This is a genomic window from Bacillus sp. SW14 (genome assembly GCF_047608225.1).
GTDB classification, from domain to species: Bacteria; Bacillota; Bacilli; order Bacillales; family Bacillaceae; genus Bacillus; species Bacillus subtilis_G.
Genome location: NZ_JBLKRW010000001.1, coordinates 2827232 through 2849981 on the forward strand (window position 1 = coordinate 2827232; position 22750 = coordinate 2849981).

23 protein-coding genes, 1 pseudogene and 2 riboswitches are annotated in these 22750 nt (G+C 42.0%); of the genes and pseudogenes, 8 read left to right on the forward strand and 16 right to left on the reverse strand.

Annotated elements, in window-relative coordinates; all coding sequences use genetic code 11:
- Window positions 1–107 precede the first annotated feature (107 nt).
- Window positions 108–1457, reverse strand: coding sequence for a TrkH family potassium uptake protein (locus ACMX2I_RS14530; protein ID WP_087990969.1), 1350 nt, complete (start codon window positions 1455–1457; stop codon window positions 108–110).
- A 174-nt stretch (window positions 1458–1631) separates the two neighbouring features.
- Window positions 1632–2528: a protease HtpX gene (htpX, locus tag ACMX2I_RS14535; RefSeq protein WP_414957297.1), complete on the reverse strand. Its 897-nt coding sequence runs from the start codon at window positions 2526–2528 to the stop codon at window positions 1632–1634.
- 169 nt (window positions 2529–2697) lie between these two features.
- Here htpX and htpK point away from each other — a divergent pair, with 169 nt between their 5' ends.
- A complete protein-coding gene (gene htpK / locus ACMX2I_RS14540; protein WP_087990967.1) occupies window positions 2698–3399 on the forward strand; it encodes a transcriptional regulator HtpK in 702 nt (233 codons plus the stop codon).
- A gap of 130 nt (window positions 3400–3529) precedes the next feature.
- Complete coding sequence (gene sspD, locus ACMX2I_RS14545) at window positions 3530–3724, forward strand: acid-soluble spore protein SspD (protein ID WP_010330194.1); 195 nt, start codon at window positions 3530–3532, stop codon at window positions 3722–3724.
- 9 nt (window positions 3725–3733) lie between these two features.
- Here sspD and ACMX2I_RS14550 read toward each other — a convergent pair whose 3' ends face one another.
- The 4 genes from ACMX2I_RS14550 to ACMX2I_RS14565 form a co-directional block, all read right to left on the reverse strand.
- The gene (locus tag ACMX2I_RS14550) at window positions 3734–4876 is read right to left on the reverse strand and encodes an anti-sigma factor domain-containing protein (protein ID WP_414957298.1); all 1143 of its coding nucleotides are present in this window, start codon (window positions 4874–4876) and stop codon (window positions 3734–3736) included.
- A complete protein-coding gene (gene sigI / locus ACMX2I_RS14555) occupies window positions 4873–5628 on the reverse strand; it encodes an RNA polymerase sigma factor SigI (RefSeq protein WP_087990965.1) in 756 nt (251 codons plus the stop codon). The genes ACMX2I_RS14550 and sigI overlap by 4 nt, the downstream gene beginning before the upstream one ends.
- Window positions 5629–5890: 262 nt before the next feature.
- Window positions 5891–6682: a TerC family protein gene (locus ACMX2I_RS14560; RefSeq protein WP_414957299.1), complete on the reverse strand. Its 792-nt coding sequence runs from the start codon at window positions 6680–6682 to the stop codon at window positions 5891–5893.
- A 106-nt stretch (window positions 6683–6788) separates the two neighbouring features.
- Window positions 6789–6895: riboswitch (yybP-ykoY riboswitch) on the reverse strand.
- A gap of 47 nt (window positions 6896–6942) precedes the next feature.
- Complete coding sequence (locus ACMX2I_RS14565) at window positions 6943–7608, reverse strand: DedA family protein (RefSeq protein WP_414957300.1); 666 nt, start codon at window positions 7606–7608, stop codon at window positions 6943–6945.
- Between the two features lie 176 nt (window positions 7609–7784).
- Here ACMX2I_RS14565 and ACMX2I_RS14570 point away from each other — a divergent pair, with 176 nt between their 5' ends.
- Genes ACMX2I_RS14570 through ACMX2I_RS14580 form a run of 3 tightly spaced genes read left to right on the forward strand, consistent with a single transcriptional unit; the run spans window position 7785 to window position 12981 of the window.
- Window positions 7785–10187 carry an EAL domain-containing protein gene (locus ACMX2I_RS14570; protein WP_414957301.1) on the forward strand — a complete coding sequence of 801 codons (2403 nt, stop codon included), beginning with the start codon at window positions 7785–7787 and terminating at the stop codon, window positions 10185–10187.
- Between the two features lie 37 nt (window positions 10188–10224).
- Entirely contained in the window at window positions 10225–11142 is a 918-nt protein-coding gene (locus ACMX2I_RS14575; RefSeq protein ID WP_414957302.1) for a Ku protein, read from the forward strand.
- 3 nt (window positions 11143–11145) lie between these two features.
- Window positions 11146–12981 carry a DNA ligase D gene (locus ACMX2I_RS14580; protein ID WP_414957303.1) on the forward strand — a complete coding sequence of 612 codons (1836 nt, stop codon included), beginning with the start codon at window positions 11146–11148 and terminating at the stop codon, window positions 12979–12981.
- Window positions 12982–13004: 23 nt separating this feature from the next.
- On the opposite strand, the gene ACMX2I_RS14585 is transcribed toward ACMX2I_RS14580, so the two are convergent.
- Entirely contained in the window at window positions 13005–14018 is a 1014-nt protein-coding gene (locus ACMX2I_RS14585) for a glycosyltransferase family 2 protein (RefSeq protein ID WP_087990960.1), read from the reverse strand.
- Window positions 14019–14030: 12 nt separating this feature from the next.
- On the reverse strand, window positions 14031–15725 hold the full coding sequence (locus tag ACMX2I_RS14590) for a DUF6044 family protein (RefSeq protein ID WP_414957304.1): 1695 nt from the start codon (window positions 15723–15725) through the stop codon (window positions 14031–14033).
- A gap of 195 nt (window positions 15726–15920) precedes the next feature.
- On the opposite strand from ACMX2I_RS14590, the gene ACMX2I_RS14595 reads away from it, so the two are divergent.
- On the forward strand, window positions 15921–16733 hold the full coding sequence (locus tag ACMX2I_RS14595; protein ID WP_414957305.1) for a metallophosphoesterase: 813 nt from the start codon (window positions 15921–15923) through the stop codon (window positions 16731–16733).
- Between the two features lie 29 nt (window positions 16734–16762).
- On the opposite strand, the gene ACMX2I_RS14600 is transcribed toward ACMX2I_RS14595, so the two are convergent.
- Complete coding sequence (locus ACMX2I_RS14600) at window positions 16763–17314, reverse strand: YkoP family protein (RefSeq protein WP_148963791.1); 552 nt, start codon at window positions 17312–17314, stop codon at window positions 16763–16765.
- A 91-nt stretch (window positions 17315–17405) separates the two neighbouring features.
- Here ACMX2I_RS14600 and ACMX2I_RS14605 point away from each other — a divergent pair.
- A pseudogene (locus ACMX2I_RS14605) lies at window positions 17406–18520 on the forward strand (MGDG synthase family glycosyltransferase).
- A 19-nt stretch (window positions 18521–18539) separates the two neighbouring features.
- Here ACMX2I_RS14605 and ACMX2I_RS14610 read toward each other — a convergent pair.
- The 3 genes from ACMX2I_RS14610 to ACMX2I_RS14620 all read right to left on the reverse strand — a co-directional run bounded on the left by ACMX2I_RS14610 (window position 18540) and on the right by ACMX2I_RS14620 (window position 19562).
- Window positions 18540–19004, reverse strand: a complete 465-nt coding sequence (locus tag ACMX2I_RS14610) for a MarR family winged helix-turn-helix transcriptional regulator (RefSeq protein ID WP_003232536.1) — start codon at window positions 19002–19004, stop codon at window positions 18540–18542.
- 132 nt (window positions 19005–19136) lie between these two features.
- On the reverse strand, window positions 19137–19319 hold the full coding sequence (locus ACMX2I_RS14615; RefSeq protein WP_202328591.1) for a stress protein: 183 nt from the start codon (window positions 19317–19319) through the stop codon (window positions 19137–19139).
- 87 nt (window positions 19320–19406) lie between these two features.
- Window positions 19407–19562, reverse strand: a complete 156-nt coding sequence (locus ACMX2I_RS14620; RefSeq protein WP_087990954.1) for a hypothetical protein — start codon at window positions 19560–19562, stop codon at window positions 19407–19409.
- 193 nt (window positions 19563–19755) lie between these two features.
- Between ACMX2I_RS14620 and tnrA the strand changes: the two genes are divergently transcribed.
- Window positions 19756–20088: a MerR family transcriptional regulator TnrA gene (gene tnrA / locus ACMX2I_RS14625; RefSeq protein WP_003218544.1), complete on the forward strand. Its 333-nt coding sequence runs from the start codon at window positions 19756–19758 to the stop codon at window positions 20086–20088.
- A 42-nt stretch (window positions 20089–20130) separates the two neighbouring features.
- On the opposite strand, the gene mgtE is transcribed toward tnrA, so the two are convergent.
- The 4 genes from mgtE to ACMX2I_RS14645 form a co-directional block, all read right to left on the reverse strand.
- Complete coding sequence (mgtE, locus tag ACMX2I_RS14630) at window positions 20131–21486, reverse strand: magnesium transporter (protein ID WP_394714745.1); 1356 nt, start codon at window positions 21484–21486, stop codon at window positions 20131–20133.
- Window positions 21487–21503: 17 nt separating this feature from the next.
- A complete protein-coding gene (locus ACMX2I_RS14635) occupies window positions 21504–21626 on the reverse strand; it encodes a hypothetical protein (RefSeq protein WP_277986989.1) in 123 nt (40 codons plus the stop codon).
- Between the two features lie 90 nt (window positions 21627–21716).
- Window positions 21717–21883, reverse strand: a riboswitch (M-box (ykoK) riboswitch).
- A 107-nt stretch (window positions 21884–21990) separates the two neighbouring features.
- Window positions 21991–22128, reverse strand: coding sequence for a transcriptional regulator SplA domain-containing protein (locus tag ACMX2I_RS14640; RefSeq protein WP_003218541.1), 138 nt, complete (start codon window positions 22126–22128; stop codon window positions 21991–21993).
- A gap of 86 nt (window positions 22129–22214) precedes the next feature.
- Window positions 22215–22730 (reverse strand): PepSY domain-containing protein, encoded by a 516-nt coding sequence (locus tag ACMX2I_RS14645; protein WP_087990952.1) that lies wholly within the window; start codon window positions 22728–22730, stop codon window positions 22215–22217.
- Window positions 22731–22750 lie beyond the last annotated feature (20 nt).

The following is a 22750-nucleotide window of genomic DNA, read 5'->3' on the forward strand; positions in this document are numbered from 1 at the left end:
CAGGAGCGTTAAACCGCACCTGTAGATGTTAGGTTCTCCAACTCAAACGGCGGCACACATCTTTTTTTTTGGCAATCAAAAAACACCGCAAAACACGCGGTGTTTTTCTATCCGATAATCACTCTTTCCTTCGGATAATGATAATTCGCTTCAATTTCCTTCCTTCCGATCAGATACAGGAAGGTCAGGATGCCGATTCGCCCGATAAACATGACAATCATAATAACGCATTTTCCAACGTTGCTTAAATCAGCAGTAATTCCAAGTGACAGACCGGTTGTACCGAATGCCGAGCAGACTTCAAACAAAATCTCAAGCAGGGAATGCTCTTCAGTAATCGTAAGAATGAGTGTCGCGCCAAAAACGAGCAGAATCGCCATCATTGTGACAACAAGCGACTTCATGAGATCAGCAGGATGCAGCTCCCGTTTGAATACCTTTACGGATTTATTGCCGCGGGCAAAATGAAACAGCGCCAGAAGGTTCAGGGCGAAAGTCGTTGTCCGTATGCCTCCCCCTACTGAACTTGGCGACGCACCGATAAACATCAGCGCACTCATAAATAGCAGGGTCGGGTCAGACAGCTGGCTTATATCAATCGTGGCAAGCCCTCCGCTCCTTGTTGTGGTTGATTGAAATAGAGAAAGGAATAAAATATCATGCCACGATTTACCTGCAAACAAATGATTTGCTTCAAGGACATAAATCCCTATCGAACCAAACAAAACAAGTGCGCCAAACATTGTTGTTGTAATTTTTGTAAATAAACTAAACGGATATCTCCGGTTTTTGGAAAACAAAAAGTCTTTCACTTCCACTAGAACAGGGAAACCGATGGCTCCGAAAATAATCAATAACAGTGTAATAAATTGCACAAAATAATCATGCCGATATGGTATCAGAGAGCTGCCTGTTATATCAAAACCGGCATTTGTGGTTGCACTTACACTCGCAAAAAAACCATGCAAGTAAGCATCTTGAATGGAATCGTAGTAGGTTAAAAAATATGTCCCAAGGATGATGGCGCCAAAGAGCTCAATCCATAATATGAGAAAGAGAATTTGTTTCATGAGATTGACGATCCCAGAAAATTGTGATTGATTTTGATCAACCATCATTAATTTCCGTTCTTTTAACCCTATTCTTTTGCCCATTAGCAGCCAAACAGAAGTGCCTAATGTCATAATGCCAATTCCGCCAAACTGCAGAACAAACGCAAGAATAACAATTCCTGTTGTACTAAATGTATCAGCCGTATTCACAACAGAAAGCCCGGTTACGCTCACGGCGCTGACTGCTGTAAACAGAGCATCGATAAAAGACCATTCTGCTCCTTGTTTATGGGCCACTGGAAGGCTCAATAAAATAACTGCAACCGTCACCGCAAGAAAATAATAAACCGCGATCAGCTGGGCCGGTGACAATGCCTGTATCAATTTTCCAAACTTTAATTTCATGTAAAATCCTTCTGCCTCTCTTTTTAAGTACGGTAATTATTCTAAAGATATTGGACACATTTTTAAAGGCTTTTACGCAACATTTTCTTAACTTGCTTATTTTTTTATCATTTTAGTCAAAGGATCAAATAAAAAACCTCTGAGAGGTTCTCTCAGAGGAACAAGGTGTTTGTTTTATTTAGCTTCTAACCGTCTGATTCGCTCATCCAAATCAGGGTGAGTAGAGAAAAGCGAAGAGCGCTTCTTGCCATTAATCTTTAATGTTTGGACAGCTGTCTGATCTTCTTCCTTAATGCGGGAGGAATAGCTCTTAAGCGTCCGCAGCGCATGGATCATCTTATCCTTGCCGGCCAGATCGGCTCCTCCCCTGTCAGCGTGGAATTCACGATGGCGCGAGTACGCAAACACAACAAGGCTGCCGAGAATAGAAAAGACAATCTGAAAGACAATCACTGCAATAAAATGAACGATCGGCGCAAGGTCTTCCTTGACAAAACGGCTCGCAATCCATGCTGCGATACGGGATAAAAAGACGACAAAGGTATTGACGATACCTTGTAAAAGCGTCATCGTTACCATATCACCGTTAGCGATATGCGCGACCTCGTGGGCAAGCACACCTTCAACCGCGGCATCATCCATTTGCTCCAGAAGCCCTGACGACACCGCTACAAGAGAACGGCGTTTTGACGGTCCGGTCGCAAACGCGTTCACTTCAGGCGAACGGTAAATGCCGACCTCAGGCATTTTCGTTAAACCGGCAGAACGGCTTAATCGATGAACACGATCAACCAATTGCTGCTCCTCGTAACTGAGCGTATGTTTTTCCGGATTCAGCACTTTGACGCCCATCATCGTTTTGGCCATCCATCTGGACATCGCAAGAGACGTAAAGGAACCGACAAAACCAACGACTAAACTGAACACAAGGAGCGCAATTGGATCGATACCGCCATCAGCGGTAAAGTACGTCCCGACTCCGGTAACCGAGCTTAAAACAGATAAAACGATCCCGATTGTTGTAAGCACCAAAATATTCGTTAAAATAAACAAAAAAATTCTTTTCGCCATAATAACCTCCGTTATTTTAAGTTCAAAAGAACTTGTATATTTAAATTATAAAACATCTGTTTGAAAATGCAAGGAATTAGACGTATGATGTTAATGTATTGCTGACGCTTAAATTTTAAATTCATACATAGACTTATATTCGCGTCAAATTGTTTTGAAGAGGTGAACAATGAACATTTTCAAACTCACTCGAACCGATATGGTGCGGCTGCTCTATTCCCTAAAAGGACAAGGAGAAATAAGCCCGCTCGACATTGTCGTCCAATCAGCGAACATGTCAGCAGATAAAGCTGCCAATCATCTTGAAATTCCTGAATTTCTTACAAGATATGAACGAAAAAAACAAAAAAAAGAATACGGTCTCTCTACAAACGAAATCGTAGAACTCGGCAACCTATGCGAGCTGACTTCGTTAAAGTCAACCGCAATCCAAAACTGGGTAAAGCGTGATTTCAAAGATCTGATCGGACATCCTGAGCTGGGCAAAAAATATTCGGTTGAACAGGCAGTCATACTTTTAATTGTACGTGATTTAAAATCGATTTATGACTTTGAACATATACGGGCTATTTTAAGAGTGGCGTTTAACACCATCTCAGACAGAACCGATGATGTCATCAGTCCGATTTCTTATTATGAAAGCTGCGCATATGTGCTTGATGCCGTTCATCACCAGGACACACCTTCTATGAAGGAATCAAATCTGCAGGAGATCGTCGAACAGGAAACAGATCGTCTCCGCCATCGTTTTGAAGAATTGAATGACAGCCAATGGCTTAAAATCAGACAGATTATTGCCATAACAGTTCTCTCCATTTTGACATTCCATATTCAGGCAACCGCACATAAAATGACAGCTGACATTCTATAGACTGCGGCACCCCCGGCTAAAAACCGGGGGCTTTCTTATTTTCCACAACAATTGCCAGCATAAATAACCCCCGTACATTTCAAACTAACTAAGCGTTAAGAATTCTTTATAGAAAAAGGAGATGAAAAAGATGGCGAGCAGAAATAAACTCGTTGTTCCAGGGGTGGAGCAGGCACTAGACCAATTCAAACTCGAAGTGGCTCAAGAATTCGGTGTGAACCTTGGTTCTGATACAGTCGCACGCGCTAACGGCTCTGTAGGCGGGGAAATGACAAAGCGGCTGGTACAGCAAGCACAATCACAAATAAATGGCACAACTAAATAAATTCAGGCCTTATTCGCCGGGGTCACTCGGCGAATTTTCAGTTTGAGCTGAATTATTTTCACTGCTGTAGCCGTTTGGATTACGGCGGTCAGAAGCGTTATCCCCGTTTGACGAAGAACGATTCTTGCCTTGTTCACCGTTATTCCAGTCCCTGTGATATTGGCTTTGATCCTTTTCAGCGCTGTTTCCTTCATTTCCTTTATCTTGAGGATCTTGTATTGGGGTTTGCTGATCCCCATCTTTTTCAGCATTTGTGTTTTCATCTGATTCTTTTACATTTTTATCTTTGTCACCATCGTTAGTCTGGCCATCCGTAGTATCTTTTTTCCGGTCTCCGGAATCCATATCATCCTGCTGTTCATTATCTCCTTGCTTGCTGTCCTGGCCGTCAGGTTGATCTTTTTTTTCATCCTCATTTTCGGCACTGTTTTGATTCTCTTCCCCGGATGGTTTGCTGGGGTCCTCTTTTGAATCTTTATTGTGATTCTTTTCGTTTGATTTGATGTAGCTGCCTGTTGAAACGCCTTCCTTCTTCGCTTTTTCCCTTGTTTGCATATCTGACTCAAGAGATTCCATGCGGTATGTCGTTTTATATTTTTCCGTCACATCATTCAGCTGTTTTTTCACAGCTTTTTTATATGTATTGTCTTCCGTATTTTCATAAACAGTGGAAATCAATATTTCTTTGGATTCCTTTACATATCCATGTTCACTGCAGTCGGTAATAATATTATCAATCACCTTTTTAAAATCAGTCTTCTCCCAATTATCTATATCATTGACGACCTTTTTTCCCTCATCGTTTAGAGGCGTCAGTTCAATCACTTCGTAATCGCTGTTTAACGCCATTTCAAAGCTTGGATTAATATCGATTGTCATATACGCATAGGCCTTATTATTAGAAAAAACGGGGAGAATAATAAAAATAAAAAGCATAATAGCGGTCATCGTAACGATCCCCATTTTGAAAGGGCGCAGTTTAAAAAAATCAAAAAAGCTGGCCCTTCTGCCCATGCGTGATTCACTCGGAAGCATGATTTCTTCTCCGATTTCATAGCTGCGGCGATCATGTTTAGCTTTTAAAAATTGTCCGTCAGGGGTCAGCAACGTGACGAATTTTCTATTTTTCTCTACTATAATCCCTCTTCTCATGAGTGCAGCACCCCTTTAAGATAATCTTTTAAATAAATATAATCACCCGTAATGATAATACACATCGCAATAATATATTTTCTGTTTCTCTCAATCGTTTTTCGGCTTACAGAGACCAGCTGTTCGAGCTGTTTCACCGGAAGCTGTTTCTTTGTATACAGGATAGCGGCCAATTCTTCATGTTCAACAAGGGTAATCGCCACCTTTATGGCGTTTTGCCTTGCGTCCGCATGTTTTGGAGAGTTTTCAAGCAGCTCTTTAAACGATAAACCATAATCTTTTAGCTGCTTTTGAAAATAGAGGATTTCCTCTCGCCTCTGCTCCTGTTCAATCTGACGGCGGTATTCATCAATGGAAAGCTCGGCTTCGATCAGGCTTTGTGATGACTCCTGATCGTCTCCTTCCTGTAAATCGATATTGATATTCTGTGCGCTTCTTGCTTCTTTTCTGATGTAATCAATGACTTTTCTTTTTATAATAAGCTCAGCAAATGCGAGCAGCGAATTTCCTTTTTCAGATGAGTATTTTTCAATAGCTTCATTAAATGCGATGAGTCCGATGCTGAACTCATCGTCTTTTTCATCTATATATCGTTTACAAACGGATGAAACCGTCTTTGCGATAAATGGCTTATATTGCTGTATTAATTCATTTTGCAGATCTTTATTGCCTTTTTGTATACTTTCAACCGTTTTTTCAAGCGTTTGCTTCTTTTTTCCTAATTTAAACAAAAGGCTAAGCACTGGTTTCACCTCAGTTCCTCCCTATAACTACTCATTAATGATAGCTAATTTGAAAGGGATTCGCAAAGGAGAAAAAGAAATATTGATTTCCAATGTCTCAATTATGACAAACCATTCTGACGTACTATACATGATTTCGTGCCTTTCTAGAGAATTAAGGGGGTTTTATCAGTGTTTTTTGTAACAAAGCTGTTATAAAAATGTTATTTTATTTCGTCTATGAAAACGTTTTAAACATGAAAAGACTCTGCTTTTTAAGCAGAGTCTCAGATTACGCCCTTTCCCGGCTGCTGTTATTTTGTTCGTTTTGTGTGCCCTCCAGCTGTTTTTTACCTGACATGAACCAGCCGGAAACCGCGATTGCCGCTAAGACACCCCAGAATATCAGCTTCCATGTTCCAGAATGGATAAAGTGCTCAGAAACAATCGCTATGTCGTTATGGGCAAGTGTATATAAAGCAAGCTTCACTCCGACCCAGCCGACTATCACAAAGGCTGCTGTTTCTAGGCTTGGACGTTCTTTTAATAACTTAACAAACATTGAAGCCGCAAACCGCATGATCACCAGGCCGATGATACCTCCGGCCAAAATGACGGCAAATTGTCCTCCGTCAAGTCCGCCGATCTGCGGAAGCGGTGTTGCAGGAAGCGTAACCGCCAGCGCTACTGCTGCTAAGATGGAATCAACCGCAAACGCGATATCTGCCAATTCAACTTTTAAAACAGTCGGCCAAAAACCGCTTTGCTTCGTCTCTTTATGCGTGTCTTCTTTTTTAAACACATATCTTTTCAATAAGTGGCTTATTGAGATATACAGCAAGTAGATCGCGCCAATCGCTTGAACCTGCCATACGTTGACCAAAAAAGAAATGGCGAATAAAGAGCCAAATCGCAGAACAAAAGCCCCTGCCAGCCCATAAAATAACGCCTTTTTTCTTTTTTCCTCCGGCAAATGTTTTACCATTACCGCCATCACTAACGCGTTATCGGCGGCTAAAATACCTTCCAGCCCGATCAAGACGAGAAGAACCCAACCATACTCCAATAATAATGCTGCATCCATAAATGATACCCTCCCAAAAAAGTTGTTTTCTTTCTCTTCATCCGATCTTATGGCGGCCGGACCATGCAAAAAAGACCTTTGCCGTCATAAGGCAAAGGTCTTGCTAGACATGAATTCAGACATGCCAACAAAGCCGATGGATATCACAATCCATGGAATGACGACTTTGTTTCCGGAAAACAAATCCGGACGCTACTCCCCTTTGGGATTTCAAGAAATATAATATTATATGTCAATGATATGTGCAGCGAGATCATTTGTCAACGCTTATTTTTTAAAAATGCAGATAAATGTTCTGAGTGCGTGCGTTTTTTCCTCTTTTTGATCAGCAAGCAGACCACGAACAAAGCTAAAATTGCAATCCCGATCGGAAGCATGTATTGATCGAGAATAGAGCCGACTTCCTTCCAATTTTCACCGAGCTTCACACCGAGATACACATATACAAATGTAATGGGCAGCATGGCGATGAATGTGTAAATCGAAAACACCCAAACGTTCATTTTTGCAATGCCGCACGGTATAGAGATCAATGTGCGGATGCCTGGCAAGAAACGGCCGCTGAAGGCCACAAACCCCCCGTGTTTTTTAAAAAATTCATCCGACTTATCGAGAGCTTCAGGCTTAATGAAGAGGTACTTCCCGAAACGTTCAAGAAACGGCCTCCCTCCGTATCGGCCTATCCAATACAGCGTGAGCGGGCCGGCAACTCCCCCAAGCGATCCCGCCAAAACAGCGCCGGCAAGCGTCATATCACCTTTAGATACCCAATAACCCGCAAGCGGCAGGACGATTTCAGCAGGAATAAACTCAATACAGAGCGCTAGAAATATTCCAAAATAAGATAGGCTTTTAAATACTTCTATCCAAGACATAATCAGTTCTTCGATATCCATCACTTCCCTTTTTTCATCTTTATGTATCATACATTTTGTTTTTTTTCAGAAAACGTCAACATGATTTTAACACATATTTCACGGTCAGCTGAACTAAAAATAGATCTCTTGCAATTTCTATGGTCTCAAAGGCTGAAATTCTGCGGTTAAGCAGCCGATAATAATGAGAGTCAACAAGACTGGAACACACGGGGGGGAATCTCCATTTGGAAATACACGTATCATATAATATAACACTCATATGTTTATCAATTCTAATTGCCTGTGCCGCAGCGTATATTTCCCTTGAACTGTCAAGGAAAGTCACCATTCATACAGGCTTAAAAAGTAAGATTTGGCTGATCGGCGGCTCACTTATTATGGGATTCGGTATTTGGTCAATGCATTTTGTCGGGATGATGGCCGTCGATATCAAGATGCCAATGCAATATGAATTCATGCCTTTAATTGCGTCCATTGGCGCAGCTGTTTCCGGATCATTTGTGTCCCTCTATTTTGTCAGCCGGCACATTCTTACATATTACAGACTGCTTAGCGGGTCAGTTGTGCTTGGCGCGTCTATTGCATCTATGCATTATATCGGAATGTCTGCCATTTCCCGGGTAATGATTATGTACAGACCGCTTCTTTTTACAGCATCCATTCTGATTGCGATTGCGGCATCTTTCATCTCATTAAAAATATTCTTTGACTTGGCCATGAAAAAACATTCTGAACACCTTATGTTCTATAAAGTCATCAGTTCGATTGTAATGGGAATAGGCATTTCAGGCATGCACTATACAGGGATGCTTGCGGCAACTTTCCGTTTGGATACGGACCCGCCCGGAAGCCATATGGAAATCCATACATTTCATTGGTCGGTTTTTGTTGCGTTAATTATTTTCTGCATTCAAACGCTATTGTTATTCAGTTCCCATGCCGATCGAAAGTTTATTAAACAGAGCGAGCGCATAAAGGATAACGAACAGAGATTTCAATCTTTAATCGTCCATAATATTGACGCGATCTTTATTTTGTCATTAGAAGGAGAGATTATATCTTCCAATCATGCTGGTGAGGACATGATCAGCAAATTTGGCTTTAGTATGCACGATTGGAGAAATTACATATCACAGAAGCTTGAACGCCTTTTTAAGCAGGTCAAAAAAGATAAACAAGCCATCAACAGCGATAGCAAACTGATCACTGAAAAAGGCCAGTTTCACTTAAATATTACGCTCATACCTGTTGAAGTCAATCAAGAGCTGGACAGCATTTATGTCATTTGCAAAGATATGACAAAGCAGTACAGGGCAGAAAAAGAAATCCATAGAATGGCTCATTATGATTCTCTTACAGATTTACCCAACAGACGGCATGCCGTTTCGCACTTAACAGAGGTGTTGAATCGCGAGCATACCTTGAATTATAACACCGTTGTTTTCTTTCTGGACTTAAACCGGTTTAAAGTGATTAACGATGCATTAGGACATAATGTCGGAGATCAGCTGCTTCAGATTACAGCTAAACGTCTATCGTCTGTAGTCCCTGATAATGGATTTATTGCTCGTCTTGGCGGTGATGAATTTATTATTATCTTGACTAACGCCAATACCGGAACAGGTGAAGCGGATATTTTAGCAAGAAAAATTATCCAAAAATTCAAAAAACCTTTTAAAATTCAAGACCAAATGCTTATTACATCTGTCAGTATCGGGATTGCGATATCACCAAAAGATGGGACGGACGGTCTTGAGTTGATGAAAAAAGCCGATATGGCGATGTATGCCGCTAAAGAGCGAAACAAAAGCAAATACAGATTCTATTCTTTTGCAATCGGCAACAAAGAAACAGTCAAGCTTAACCAAGAGATGGAGCTCAGAGAGGCAATAGAAAACGATAGATTTGTTTTGTATTATCAGCCGCAATTTAGTGCGAAAAATCAAAAAATGACGGGTGCTGAAGCGCTGATACGGCTTGTCACACCTGACGGGCAGCTGCGTCCGCCCGGAGAATTCATCAATGTTGCTGAAGAAACGGGTCTCATTATTGATATCGGAAAGTGGATTATAGATGAAGCATGCAAGCAGGCAAGAGCTTGGTATGACAAAGGTTTTGATCTATCTGTCGCCATTAATATTTCCGCCAGACAGTTTCAATCCGAAGAACTGATTCCCCTAATCAAGGAGGCGCTTGTTAAATACCAGCTTCCTCCTCGGCTTCTGGAAGTGGAAGTAACAGAAAGCATGACAATGGAAAATCTCGATCACTCCAAGAAGGTGTTGTCGTCTTTAACGGAATTAGGAATCAGAATCAGCATTGACGATTTCGGAACGGGGCACAGTTCCCTTAGCTATTTAAAGGACTTTCCGATTCACAGGCTGAAAATCGACAAATCGTTTATCGACGATATTCAGACACATCCAAAATCAGAGCAAATTACCGGGGCCATTATTGCCATGGGCCACCAGCTGTCTTTGCAGGTGATTGCTGAAGGCGTGGAAAATTCAGCTCAAAAACAGCTTCTTTACGAAAAAGGCTGTGACCATTTACAGGGCTTCTTTTTCAGCAGGCCCATACCGCCGGAACAACTTGAACAACTCATTCTTGAACAGCCGCCGCATTAACAGCGACGGCTGTTTTTTTACCCATAAGTTACTACACATGAATCGCTCTCCTCCTCTTCACACTAAAAGAAAAAAGGGGTTTATTGATATGCATACAATGTGGAAGGGATCGATCAGTTTCGGATTAGTAAACATCCCGATTAAGCTATATGCGGCCACAGAAGATAAAGACATTAAACTGCGCAGCCTCCATAAAGAGGATCACGCGCCTATCAAATACGAAAAAATTTGCACGAATTGCGAAAAAACACTCGGTCCTGATGAAATTGTGAAGGGATATGAATATGTAAAAGGAAAATATGTAGTGCTGACGGATGAAGATCTAAAAAGCTTAAAGCAGGAGCATGAGGAGAAAGCGGTTGAGATTGTTGATTTTGTTCAGCTTCAGGACATTGATCCGATTTATTTTAATCGCTCCTATTTTGTCGGACCCGGAGATAACGGTACGAAAGCCTATACTTTGCTGCGTGAAGCGCTGCGCTCAACCGGAAAGATCGGCATCGCCAATATGACAATCAGGTCGAAGCAGCAGCTAGCCATTCTCCGCGTTTATGAAAATTGTATTGTGATGGAGTCTATCCATTATCCGGATGAGGTCAGAAGCGCTGTCCATGTCCCGGGTGTACCGGATCAATCGAATGTAAACGATAAGGAACTGCAAACGGCTATCACATTAATAGATGAGCTGACAGCTGAGTTTGAGCCGGAGAAATATGAGGACACGTACCGGCACGCATTGCTGCAAAGAGTTAATGATAAGCTCGAAAATAAGGAAACAGCTGTCACTCCTGATAAAGCGCCTCCTCGTGAAGATGTCATTGACCTGGTCAGCGCCCTGCAAGCCAGCATCGACCGCACCAGAAAGCCGAACCGGGAAACTCCGGCAGCTGAACCGAAAGGAGCCGGAGATAAGAAACAAAAAACGACTAGAAAAAAAGCCTCCGGCACCTCATAGTCCATGGCGTTTACGATGCAGCCCGTCCTTACTTCATCACCGCCAATAGGAACAGAATGGCGCTACGAAGTAAAATATGACGGGTACCGCTGTATCCTCCGCATCCATTCGGCAGGTGTGACCTTAACTAGCAGAAATGGCTTGGAGCTTACCAGCACCTTCCCTGAAATCACACAATTCGCCAAAACCGCCTTTCAGCACATAGAAAAAGATCTTCCGCTGACACTTGATGGCGAGATTGTATGTTTAGTGAATCCTTATCGTTCAGATTTTGAGCACATTCAAGTGCGGGGCCGTTTGAAAAGGCCAGATAAAATCCGGGAATCGGCCAACGCGCGGCCGTGCTGCTTTCTCGCCTTTGATCTGTTAGAGCGACGCGGAGAAGATGTATCGTCACTTTCGTACCTGGATCGAAAAAAATTGCTGTACGACCTTATGGCTATGCCAAAACTTCCTGCATCTCCAGACCCTTATGCTAAGGAAACCATTCAGTATATCCCCTCCTTTGACCATTTTGATACGGTTTGGGAGATGGTTACGAAATATGATGGAGAAGGAATTGTAGCGAAGAAAACAAACAGCAAATGGCTTGAAAAGAAGCGGTCATCCGATTGGCTTAAATATAAAAATTTTAAACAAGCTTATGTTTGTATAACAGGGTTCAACCCCAACAATGGATTTCTGACAGTATCTGTGTTAAAAAACGGCGTGATGACACCGATTGCCTCTGTCTCACACGGAATGCGCGATGAAGAAAAAAATGCCGTACGCAAAATTATGGAACAGCACGGACATCAAACACCATCAGGCGAATATACGCTCGAACCATCGATATGTGCAGCCGTTCAATACTTAACGATTCTCCAAGGCACATTGAGAGAGGTATCGTTTGTCGGTTTTGAATTCCATATGGACTGGACCGAATGCACGTATGCGCAAGTCATCCGCCACTCCAAACCGGTCCATCCGAAGCTGCAGTTCACAAGCCTGGATAAAATCATTTTTGAAAAGAATAAAAAAACAAAAGAAGATTTTATTCAGTACATGATTGAAGTCAGTGACTACCTGTTTCCCTTTTTGAAAAACCGTGCTGTCACAGTCATCCGCTATCCGCATGGATCAAGAAGCGAATCATTTTTCCAAAAAAATAAGCCGGACTATGCGCCGGATTTTATTCAATCTTTTTTTGACGGAAACCATGAACATATCGTCTGCGAGGATATGTCTACATTGTTATGGCTCGCCAACCAGCTTGCTTTGGAGTTTCATGTTCCTTTTCAAACCATTAAAAGCAGGCGCCCGGCTGAGATTGTCATTGATTTGGACCCGCCTTCACGAGAGGACTTTCTCATGGCCGTGCAGGCTGCAAATGAACTGAAACGGCTGTTTGACTCCTTCGGCATCACATCGTACCCGAAGCTGTCCGGAAACAAGGGCATCCAGCTTTATATCCCCTTGTCCCCTGAGGCATTTACGTATGAAGAAACACGCCAATTTACACAGCTGGTCGCAGAGTACTGCACCAATGCATTTCCCGAGCTATTTACCACAGAACGCCTGATCAAAAACAGGCACGGCAAATTGTATCTTGATTATTTGCAGCATGCAGAAGGAAAAACGATTATCTGTCCTTATTCGACAAGGGGGAACGAGCTTGGCACTGTCGCGGCACCGCTCTATTGGCATGAGGTACAAACATCCTTAACACCCGCTATGTTTACAATTGATACCGTCGTCGACCGGATAAAGAAGCAGGGCTGCCCATTTTTCGATTTTTACCGCAGCCCGCAAGACGAACCTCTTAGCGCCATTTTACATCAGTTGAACGGAAAGAGCTGACGAAATAAGTCAGCTCTTTTCGTTCAACTGTACTTTTTTTCTAACCGCTCTTTTTCCTGGCGCTGGAGCGGGCTCAGCGGTTCATTATACAAATCGATATCAATCGCATATTTCGGCCGGCTTTTCACTTCTGAAAAAATGGTTCCGATATACTCCCCGATGATCCCGATTCCCATTAATTGCAGACCGCCCAAAAACCAAATGGAAATGATGAGCGACGCCCAGCCTGCATTTGTATGGCCGAGCAGCTTTTGAATAAATGCACCGATTCCCGCCACAGCGCTGACGAAAAATAAAACAAAACCTAAAAGCGTAAAAAAGCGAATCGGCGCGACACTGAATGATGTAATCCCGTTAAAAGCGAATGATAGCATTTTTTTCAGCGGATATTTCGTTTTGCCGGCAAAACGTTCCTTTCGGTCATACAAGACTTCGGCAGATTTAAAGCCGATCATGGGAACAATTCCTCTTAAAAACAGATTCGCTTCCGGATAGCGCGCAAGCTCTTCAAGCGATCTTTTATTCATTAGTCGAAAATCAGCATGATTATAAATTAATTTAATCCCAAGCTTATTCATGAGGCGATAAAATCCTAAAGCGGTCGTTCGCTTGAAAAAGGTATCGGTTTTTCTGCTGCGGCGGACGCCGTAAACGATCTCGCAGCCCTCATGATACTTCAATATAAAATCCCGGATAACAGAAATGTCGTCCTGTAGATCAGCATCAATTGAAATGACACAGTCTGATTTGTTCTTCGCTTTATGGAGTCCGGCTAAAAGCGCTTTTTGGTGTCCGACATTGCAGGCTAATTTTAAGCCGGCAACCTTCTTGTTTCTTATGCTTTCCATGGCAATCAAGGCCCAAGTGCGGTCTTTGCTGCCATCATCGACAAACAGAATTTTACTGTCTTCAGCGATTAATGTTTCTTCAATCAAGCCGTCTACAACCTCTGTCAGCTGATGGCAGGTCTCTTGAAACACTTCCTCTTCATTGAAACACGGAACGACGATGGTTAACACTGGCTGTGGCTGTTTCAATCGATATCCTCCTTATCTTGTTTCATATAAATAAATGCGCCAGGCCGAATCTATATGGTCAAACGTCTTCACAAGCGCGAGATGGTTTTGATCAGCATTCATGATCGGAACTGAAGAAAAAATGTAACGACCGCCCATTTTTTTAAATACATCTGTATTTAATTGAAGATTGTTGATCGTTTTCTTCGAGTTCTTTTTAAAATCATATCGTTTCCCGAGCTCATCGACGAAAAGGTAGCAACGGCTGCCCCATTCATCAAAATATTGTTTCAGCCGAGCGTTTTTTTCCAGCTCTTTTTCAATGATTTTTCTAAATTCATATTTATATGAAAGCGGGTACAGGTTGTTATACGTATCTAACGTGTAAAACCCGTTATATTGGGCGATAGACGGATGCAGTCCGATGCTCGCCACCCTGTACGAATCTTGCGGTCGCCCGATATACTCCTTAATCTCCTTGAATTGCTCAGATGCATAAAACTCCCGGAATGTCGGCGCATTGTAGTGAACGCCATACGTATACTCTTCATTAAAAGGCGCCAAAACCATCAGCTGTGCAGCGACTGCGGCGTATACAAGCCATTTCCACCCTCTCCCCATCCGCCATATGAGATATAGAGCTATCGCAAAGCTAACATATATGACAAGCGGCCGGAGGAAATGGAAACGCGCAAAATTAAATTCAGCTAAAAAAGCAAATTTCTGCTTTGGCACAGTCCATATTTTGTTGAACCAAAACGCATACCATAAAGATAGTCCGTAATTAAGCGTAAATAAAAACAGATAAACATTTTCTAGCTTTGTCCGGTTTCGCTTGAACAGCATAGCTGCAAATATAAGCAGCAGGATCGGGAGGATGACAACGGTGTGAACGGTCATCACATGATTATGCCCATAGACAAAGTTTTTTACGGATAGACGAAGTGAATGCCATACGTCATGCCGTGATGAGATAAATTCTATCCGATGCATCGGCGCGTGGGAGAACAACATTGAATACACAAGCCGATATTCAACGAAAAGGTAAATACTCGTCATAAATGCAATACTGCCTAAAAACATCAAATTCCATCTTCTTTGTGTGATGGCATCATACAGCCAAAAGCACGCCATTCCTGCCAAGAAAAAGAAGAAACCTAAGACAAAGCTTGAATATAAAGGAAGCAAACCGAGCGTCAGCCACTCTCTCCATGAGATATCCCCTTTTCGGATATTCAAAAAAGCCCACAGTGCCAAAGGATACCCAAGCGTACTCAGCATTCCCGAAGGCCAGAAAGGTGTTAAAGCAAATGCCAGCGATACGCCAATTCGGATGAAAGCCGCTTTTGGCTCCGGAATCACATGTTTCTTCAGCAGCACATACATTCCCGAAAAAGCGACAACCCTTGTAATCGTCTGGCTTATTGCATAGGCGGTCATGGAAGAAAAGAAAGCGTGCAGCCAAACAATCCCGCTCCACTCAGTGCCAAAGGCATCTCTCGGCAGCCCGTTAATAATTTGCGGAATGGCTGCGTCAACCTTGCCGATGATTTCTCCGCTATCCGCCAAAACCTTGTACCAAGCGATATTGGAATCTAAATTATCGTGGACGCGAATATGGGCATCTTCCTTCAAAATAAAAAGCGGGGATACATACAGCAAAAGGAGAAATAATGCGATCCAGAGATAATATGTTTCTTTTTTGTGTTGTCTCAACAATCGTAACATCGCTTACACATCCATCTGTTATTCTGACTCCATATCCGGCATGTTCTGCCTCATGTGTCAAAATTTATTATCCCTTTTCCCTTCCAAAACATTCATCAGAAGACAATCCGTTTTTAACTTGTCTCTTACCCATTAATTCCCGCTATCTTTAAGGCATGATCACTTACTATACTGATAGGAGGGAGGGGATATATTTTGTTTACAATCTTACTTTCATTAGCCATACTCGTATCTGTGCCATTTATATATAAAGCGAACCGCAATACAAAAGATGTGAAGGTCAACAGCATTTCAATTGATCAAAAAGACGGCCTTCCAGCTAGAAAAAAATTGAATATCCTTCATTTATCAGATTTTCACTTAGAAAACATTTCTGTTTCACCTGAAGAGCTATATCGTTTAACAAAAAATCAGCCTGTGGACATCATTGCGCTCACCGGAGATTTTCTAGATCGGAAACGTAATATTCCGAAGCTGGCAGGTTACTTAAACGCATTGCAAAAGCTGAAACCTGCCTATGGAATGTACGCGGTGTTCGGTAACCATGATTATGTATTAAAAGATAAGGACTTTCTGAGATTGAAGCGTGTTTTAGAGGAAAACGGCTGTACCACGCTGCAAAATGAACATGTTCGAATTGAGACGGCTGCGGGGCCTGTCAATATTATCGGCATTGATGATTACAGCACGAGCCGCAGTAATATTGCCAGCTCTTATCAAGATCTAGAAAACGGCTATCAGCTCGTATTAACACATGACCCAAACATTATTCTGGATATGAAAGATGTTCATTTTGATTACCTGCTCTCAGGCCATTTTCACGGCGGGCAAATCCACTGGCCAAAACCGTATCACTTGGTGAAAATGGGCAAGCTCGTGCGCATGAACATGATTAAAGGGCTTCATTATCACCATGATAAACCGTTTTATATCAGCGAAGGTTTAGGACAAACCGGTGTAAATATCCGTGTCGGAAGCCGCCCAGAAGTGACATTTCATCAGATATAAACAAAAAAAGACTGTGCTGACCCCAGACATCAGTCTTTTTTTTGATAGGTTTTCTGAAGTTTTTCTTTCGAAATAAACAAATAGGATGTATTCGGTAAATGCCGCAAGCTCACCGGCTTTGAAGTAAGATATAAAATCGGCATATGGGTGATCTTTTTAAAACATCTGTAGAAAGGATTGACCGGGGTGACCACATCAAAGCCGAGCCTTTCCACACCTTTGTCAAGCATTGTAATGCCCACAATCCCTTTGATTTTTTCACTTTTTTTATGCTTGTTGATGTAATCCAAAAGGATCGGCATCGATTGATATACTTTTTGATAGATAATAATTCCCTTTCTGACTGCGCTCTCAATGCTTTGCAGATCCCTGACCAGCTTAATGTTGTGCAGATGGATTTTAACGAGCACATCATTTTTTCTGATATGCGTTCCGTCGCTCAGCACGACATGATGTCCTTTGTACTTCGTCAGCCTGACTCGAAAGACGCTTTTTCGATCCTTGTCAATCAAGGTCAGTCTTGAAAAAAAGAAATAAATCGGGTCAATCACTCTCCAAATGGAAAGGAAACAGGTTTTCATCTCTTCACCTTCCTTATGATCAAAAACACCCTTATATTTTGTGAACGTTCTCCCCAAAATATAGTTACCATATTTTTTAAGGGGGACCATCATGAAAAACATTCTAATTTTTCCTTTTTTAAGCATTTCCACAGGGCATCACCATGTGGCGAATGCCCTTCAGGCTGAACTGGAGTCTCAAGGACTCGCATCTGAGAAAATTGATATCTTTTCACACGCATACAGACGATTAGAAAAACTGTCCTCCGAGGCTTATTTAAAATGGATTCAATATTTCCCGAAAACGTACAACGGCATTTACAGGCTCCTCGCCTGCGGACGATATCAAAATGACAAACGCTATCCCATGTACGAATGGCTGTTCACACAACAAATGAGGCACATCCTCAAAGAAAAACAGCCTGATATCGCCTTCTGCACACATGCGCTGCCTTCCTATCTGCTGAACCGGCTAAAGCCGGAATATCCGAATATGACGGTTGTAAATGTATATACTGATTTTTTTGTGAATCAATTATGGGGACGGGAGAACATCGATTTCCATTTTTCTCCGATTGTGGATATTAAGAAACAGCTCATGTCTGAAGGAATCGATCCGAAAAACATATACATGACCGGCATTCCCGTTCACCGGATGTTTGAAGCGGGATCAGCAGACACTTGTCAGCATCATCCGCCATATACCATCATCATCACAGGCGGCAGTATGGGAGTCGGGGGGATTTTAAAATGGGTTCAGGATCTGTCGCCAGGAGGAAACATCTTATACAAAATATTATGCGGCCAAAACGAAAAGCTCTACTGCTATGTCAAAAGTTTACGCCATCCTTTTATTGAGGCGATTCCCTACCTTCACAGCAAAGCAGAGATGAACCGTTTATACGAACAGGCGTCAGGCATTATGACAAAACCAGGAGGCGTGACGATCAGCGAATGCTTACAGAAACGGCTTCCGGTATTTATTTATCATGCGCTGCCGGGCCAGGAGGAAATGAATTTGAACCTTCTAAAGGAACGGAAACTTGTCACAGATATGAGAAATTGGGGTATGCAGAAAGCAGAGGAGCGTATGGCGGCATTTTTCCAATCGAATAAACAGATGAAAGAATATGAAAAACATGTCAATGGATATCTTGCCGAAATCTCTGATCGGAAGATTGAAGATGTGTTAAAAAGGATGATATGAAACAAAAAAACACTCCCTGACACAGAGAGTGTAGAATAGTTAACGAAACAGCAAATGCTGGCTGTGAATGCCTGCTTTCTTCAGCAGGACGATCAGCTGATCCTGTTCATCAGGCGAAAGGCCTGAAAACGCTCTCGCAATACGCAGTGCATGAATCGGATAAATTTTATCCAAATACTCATTGCCCTTGTCAGTTAAATGCGCGTAAACGGAGCGTTTATCTTTCGGGTCCTGCTCCCTTACTAAAAACCCGTTTCTTTCTAATTTGTCAATGACATATGTGACGTTTCCGCTCACTAGCAGAAGTCTCGACCCAATTTGCTGTAATTTTTGCGGGCCTCTTGTGTAGAGGAGCTCCAATACAGCAAATTCAGTGGGATTAAAGCCATGCTCTTTGCTGTCACGGATACTATGTTCAGACACGCTTTTGAAAGCCCTTGCAAAAACTCTGTACAAATTCATCGCACGCTCAACTTCTTCTTCGTTAAACGATAATCTCATCATATCTACCTCGTATATAGGATTTTTATAAAAAAATAATGAAAACCCTTACATATAATAAGAGTTCAGTCCCTTACTATACGTATTCGCTATCATTCGAGAAATTCCTTCTGAAAGCAAAAATATCCTTATACATTATCTTGTATAAGGATATTTTTTGTCATTTGGAATGCTGCGAAAGAAATATGCGTATTCCTTCCGCAGTTCAGTAATCGTCATTTTGTTCATGACTTCTTTATTATAAACTCCTATTTGAAAGAGTTTTTCAGAATAATGGCTTCGTTCTTTTTCTAAAGCGGATTTCAATAAATTACTCATGGCGTCCTCCTTCATTATGAGGTATCCTATACACAAGATACCCTATTTAAATGAACGTGGTATGAATCTAATGTAAAGAATTTATAATTACGAAGATTTTCGGTAATGTCCGTTTTGAACCGATCTTAATAATTGAAAAGCATGTTCTCCGGCGAGCTGCATAAACGTCTCCAGCATTTCATCACGCTTGATATCCAACTCTATAATTTCTTTTGCCAGTGAGACCGCTTTTTCTTCCTCCATGATTATCCTTCCTCCTCAGTTAATCGTTATATAAAGGATAAAACGCACTTGTGTGTTACGCATTATTCTTGTTAATTTTTCTTCCGCATTTTTTCAAAAATCTTCTATTTGATGTTAGAAAATATGACAAGCGTCAGGTTTTTTCTCTTTGTTTTTTGTATAATATTATCAAAAGACATCCAGGGGTGGAAAAATGGCCACAGAAGATCATTCTTATAAAGACAAAAAAGTGATTTCAATCGGGATTGTGAGTGAATTGACAGGATTGTCCGTAAGACAGATCAGGTATTATGAGGAACGAAAACTCATTTATCCGCAGCGTTCTTCAAGGGGAACGAGAAAATATTCTTTTGCCGATGTGGAACGGCTGATGGATATCGCCAATAAGCGTGAAGACGGCGTACAGACGGCAGAGATTTTAAAAGATATGCGAAAAAAAGAGCAAATGTTAAAAAACGATCCGCAAGTGCGGAAAAAAATGCTGGAGGGGCAGCTTAATGCGCACTTTCGGTACAAAAACCGTTAAATGATAAAAGTCCGACTCGCAATTGAGACGGACTTTTTACTTTTATAATGAGTGTATGAATGCAGTGGCAATTCCAAAGTAAATTAATAAAGACAAAATATCGTTTAACGTTGTGATCAGCGGCCCTGAAGCGATCGCCGGGTCTACTTTCAGCTTGTGCAAAATAATAGGGATAATTGTTCCTGACATTGTGCCGATTATTAAAGTGAAGAATAGTGAAGAAGCAACAACAAATCCCAGCAGCGCGTTTCCCTGCCATAAGATGGAGACAATCGCAATCAGCACAGAACAAACCGCTCCGATATAAATACTTGTTCTGAACTCCCGAAAGATCAGGCGTACAATCGTTTTTTTGTTCAATTCTTCTTTAGACAACCCTCTGATGACAACCGCGAGGGATTGTGTTCCCGTATTTCCTGTCATCCCTGACACCATCGGCATGAAAAATGCCAGCGCGACAACCTGCTGCAGCGCATCTTCAAAATAACTGATAATGCTTCCTGAAATCAGCCCGATAAACAAGAGCAAAATCAGCCATGGCAGGCGTCGGTATGCCGCCACATAAGACTTTGTGTCAAAGGTGATGTCTTTACCGGAAGCGGCAAATTTTTCGTAATCCTCATCAGCTTCCCGAATGACGACGTCGATAATATCATCGACTGTTACAATGCCGACAAGAACATTGTTTTCTTCCACAACCGGGATCGCCAAGAAATCGTAACGTTCAATCAGACGGGCAACTTCTTCCTGATCCTGAAGAGCGTCTGCTGATATGACGCGGGTAAACATTAAATCCTGCACCTTTTCTTCAGGTTCGCCCAAAATCAAATCACGGTAGGATAGCACGCCCACCAGCTGTTTGCTTTCATTGATGACATATAAGTAGTTGATCGATTCAGCTATTTCAGCAAAGCTTTTTAATTTGACGACCGCGTCTTTTACCGTGTAATGCTGAGGAATCCACACAAACCGGTTTGTCATCATGCGTCCCGCTGAGTCGGCCGGATAGTTCATCAAAAGCTGTACAGCTTTTGACTCTGACGCTTCCATGCTGGACAAAAGCTGTTCCTTCAGTGCTTCATCCATTTCTTCAAGCAATTGCGCGAGGTCATCGTTGTCCATTTTGTTCATCGCAAGTGTTGCTTTTGTTTTTCCGACTTTATTTAAGACGGCAAGCTGAAATTCGCGCTCCAGCTCCCCGATCATATCCGTGATATCATCTACAGTTAAATAAGATAAATAGCGGGCGCGGTGTTTTTCCGGCATTTCTTTGAAAATAAATGCCATATCATAGGGCTGAAGCTCATCAATAACGCTTCTGAAATCCTTAATCTTCCCGTCTCGCAATAAAATAATGATGCGTAAAATGAGTTCGTCATAGGTCATGTTTTGAACCATAAGGACTCGTACCTCCTCTACGGAGACGTGCCGGCCTCGCCTGAAGGTGCGGCAGATCGTCTCCTCACCGTGTAATCAATTGTCTTGCTGTCATAGTATATGGGTACTTCTTCAGATTGACTCGAATGGGGAGAATCCATACTCCGCACCTCCTTTGATAACATTCGTTTTAAAGGCATAAAAAAAGCCTTCGGGATTGAAGGAGAAAGAAACACGGCAAAAAAGCGTGCGGGCGCCTTCAATCGTAGAGCTTTAGCACTGTATGGCATAGGAGCAATCATCCAGCTGCGTTAAAAATCACCTTATGTCGATGATTTCTGTTGACCCATTGGCGTCTTTGGACATTTTTGGGCAGCAGCGTATCTCCATACAGGAGCCTCACCTAACGAAGTTCATAATTGAATTGACACACTGAGATTACAGAAAAAAACAAGCTGTGTCAACTCAAAAAAGTAATTAATGCGCTTTCATCACAATAACGGAACAAAACAAGGGCCTAAGCCCTTATTCTGTTGTTTGCGTTTCATCATCTTCCGAGAGCAAATGATATGTTTCATGAAGAAATAAAGCATATTCTCCTTCTTTTGTCGGATGAGGGACATATTCAGCTTGATTGATGTATTGCTCCTCTTTCTTTTCCATGTGTTTCGCCTCCTTTTCTATTTAGATTGTCCAAATGAAGGCTTCTTATCATGAAAAAACCCCCCGCTGATATGCGGGGGGTTTGATTAGTCGTCTATCTCCTGCTTGATGATACGTCCATCCTTTGCGGAAATGTCAAATTCCGCCTCAGTGCCTTGTTTCGTTTTGATTTCAATTTCATAGATGTAAGCACCATCGTCTTCATCAAGCTTGCTTTCTGTTACGGTTCCATTCGTTTGCTTTAAGGCCATTTCTTCAGCTTCTTCTTTTGTTATAGCGACTTGTTCTGCTTTCTCCTTTAACGGGTCATTAAGCGCTTGTCTTGTCTTAATATCTACATATACGTCGTAGTCTTCACCGTCTTTTTCAATCTCTACTTCATAGACTTCTTTGCCGTTGTAAATATCTCTGTCGATGTCTTCCACTGTGCCGTCAACAACCGTTTTGGCAATTGATTCTGCTTCCTGTTCAGTGAGTGCACCAGTCTTGGAAGCGGCAGTCTGTATGTTATCATTGTTTTCTTTCGCAAACGCGTTGTAGCTGAATCCGCCAGCCGCTAAACACCCTGCTAAAAGGCCAACCATCCATCTTTTTTTAAGCATAATTGATTCCTCCTTTGTTT